Genomic DNA, 2,888 nt, shown 5'->3' on the forward strand with positions numbered 1-2,888 from the left:
CAGCTCCCTCGGGAGCTGGAAAATGGCTCAAAACAATGTTCAAGAAATACTATACGAGGAGGGAGTGTGTTGAAGACGATTAGAGCGTTGCTTATGCTGGTCGTGCTGACCACTCTGCCGGGCTGCTGGAACCGCGTGGAGCTGAACGAAATCGCGATCATATCCGCGACGGCCGTCGATTGGGAGGATGGCGAGTGGGTGCTGACTTACCAAATCATCATTCCGAAGGCGATATCCGGCCATTCCGGCGGAAGCAGGGGAGCGGCAATCAACGTCTTCTCCTCGCATGCGGAGAACTTTCGATCAGCGATTAGCAAGGCGAGTCAGGAGACGTCCAGGCGACTGTATTTCTCCCATAACCAGATTGTTATCGTGGGGCAGGATGCCGCTCGCAAAGGGCTGGGGCAGCTGCTGGAAGCGTACCTTCGCAATCACGATTCCAGAGAGACCGTCAACGTATTTCTATCCAAAAGCAACGCGCGCCAGCTGCTCGAGCAGTTGATGCCGCTCGAACAGAATCCCGGCGAGGCTATTCACCGGATGATCGGCAACGAGGAGACGAACAACTCTTCATTCCGCCAAATGACGATCAACGATGTCCTGATGGATTTGCTCAGCAGCGCGCAGGCTACCGGTCTTCCCGTGCTCTCCCTGACCGGAACAGGGGGCGGCGCTGACCGCGTTCAAAAGCTGGGTCAGACGTCTTCGCCATCGAAGATCCGGCTGAGCGAGCTGGGGCTCATCGTGGGAGACAAGCTGGTGGGATGGGTGGATAATCGGGAAAGCAGCGGCATTAATTGGCTAAACAATACGGTCGACAGGACGACGGTCGGCTTCGCGTGCTCGGATCGAAAGTCCGCCAAAAAGGATTCCTCCATCCGCGTCGTTCGGGCGGAGTCGAAACGGACTCCGGGCTACAGGGACGGCAAATGGCGAATCGACGTGGACATCAAGGCCGAGGGCTCGCTGCTGGAGTACAATTGCAAGGGCGATATTAGCACGCCGGATAAGATCGAAGCAATCGAGCGAAGAATCGAGGAGGAGATCCGTTCCACCGCCTTGAGCGGCTGGAGAGCGATCAGCGCGAGCAAAGCGGATGTTGTCGGCTTCGGCAATCTCATCCACAAAAAATATCCGAAGCTATGGAAGCAGGAAGTCTCGAACTGGAGAGAGACTTTCCCGGCGACGGCAGTATCGGTTAATGTGTCCTTCAAACTGTCCACGACCGGATCAAGCGGCAACAACTTTAAGCAAATACAGGAGGATACGGGCAAGTAGCAAGGCGCCGGATTCGAATGAAGGGAGGGAAGGCTTTGCGACAGCAAATCGGCAAGAGTCAGCTTGCGCTGCTGATTATATTGTTCCTGATCGGCAGCACGCCGCTGTTCGAGTTTGGTATCAAAGCGAAACAAGACTCATGGATCGCCATGGCAATTGCCGCGGCGACGGGACTTCTGTTGACGACCATCTATCTGTTTATTCAGCGGAGAGCACCGGAAGCTGGCCTTGGGGAACTGTTGAAAATCCACTTCGGCAAACCGATCGGCGCCGCGCTGGGCTGCGTTTTTGCGTTGTGGTTCGCTTACGAATGCATGAGGAACGTACGGGATGTCGGCGAGCTGACGTCCGCCGCTCTGCTGCAATTTACGCCGCAATGGGCGATTATGCTGTGCATCCTGCTTGTTGCGGCTTATACGGCTAGCAAAGGCGTGGAAGTATTTGTTCGGGTCGTGCAGATGTTGTTCCCGATTGCAGCCGGTAGTTACCTCATCATTGTATTCCTGCTGTTCTTTAGCGGCCTCGAGAAACTGGACCAGATCCTCCCGATCATGGAAAATGGACCTATGCCCGTACTTAAAGCGGCTTTTCCTGATCTTATTTCCTTTCCGTTCGGACAGCTCTTCGTCATGTTCGTTTTCTGGAGTCTGGTCAATGAAAAAAAATCGATAACCAAAATTACGATATGGTCGCAAGGCGGCGTATCCCTGTTCCTTATCTTCATGAATATGCTGATTCTATGCGTGCTGGGGCCCGCGCTGGCCGGCGCTACCTCATTGCCGCTGCTGCAAGCTGTGCAAATGATCCGGTTGGCCAATTTCCTGGAACGCCTCGACGTCATCGTGACCTTGCTTCTGTTTATCGGACTGTACGTGAAGATAACGGCTCTGTACCTCGCTTCCGTGTTCGTCTTTCACAGCTCGACAGGCATCGAGACCCGAAATCTGCTGCTTCCCATCGGAGTCGTCGTCTATGCGATGTCGTTTCTGGAGCCCAATCATACGTTTCATATTTGGCTGGGACTCGACGTTACGTTGAAGATTATGCCCATCTACCAGGTCGCCATTCCCCTGATCATGGTTGTGATCGGAGTGCGGAAGCGGTATAAAAAGTTGCCGGCGAGCGGATAGAAAGAGAAACACGGGAAAATAATGCTGGCATTACCCGCGGAGTCTGCTATAATTGGTTACGTAATTGACGAAACCGAATATGCTCCGGGGAGCTGGTTAGGCCGGCTGAGAGGGAATGACAACATTCCGACCCGTATACCTGATCCGGATAATGCCGGCGTAGGAACGTGAAGCGAGCGCTTCTTCATGATTTGGCGTACAGTCGTTGGGACTGAACGCGAATCGTGATGACAAGCGCGTACCAAGCCGATTGCAACTCGCCCTCCTGAACAGGAGGGCGATTTTTTTTGGAATAAGGGAAAGAGCAGGAACGTCAATCCAGAAGACATAGAAGGCGGAGAGGGGAAGTACACATGCTGCACAAGAAGAAGGGATTATGGGGAAGAGGGCTCACAGCTACGGTGCTGGCCTTGACGTTGACGATCGCCGGCTGCGGCGGCAACGAGCCGGAAGGTAATGGCGGCGCTGGAGGCGAGAAGG

2 protein-coding genes and 1 riboswitch are annotated in these 2,888 nt (G+C 54.3%); both genes read left to right on the top strand.

What is annotated here, in order from left to right; genetic code table 11:
• The first annotated feature begins 69 nt into the window (after positions 1-69).
• Complete coding sequence (locus tag PAT3040_RS19670) at positions 70-1,278, top strand: Ger(x)C family spore germination protein (RefSeq protein ID WP_181376730.1); 1,209 nt, start codon at positions 70-72, stop codon at positions 1,276-1,278.
• A gap of 35 nt (positions 1,279-1,313) precedes the next feature.
• Positions 1,314-2,408, top strand: coding sequence for a GerAB/ArcD/ProY family transporter (locus tag PAT3040_RS19675; protein ID WP_181376731.1), 1,095 nt, complete (start codon positions 1,314-1,316; stop codon positions 2,406-2,408).
• 75 nt (positions 2,409-2,483) lie between these two features.
• A riboswitch (TPP riboswitch) is annotated at positions 2,484-2,592 on the top strand.
• Positions 2,593-2,888 lie beyond the last annotated feature (296 nt).

It is taken from the genome of Paenibacillus agaridevorans (genome assembly GCF_003112455.1).
Lineage (GTDB): Bacteria > Bacillota > Bacilli > Paenibacillales > Paenibacillaceae > Pristimantibacillus > Pristimantibacillus agaridevorans.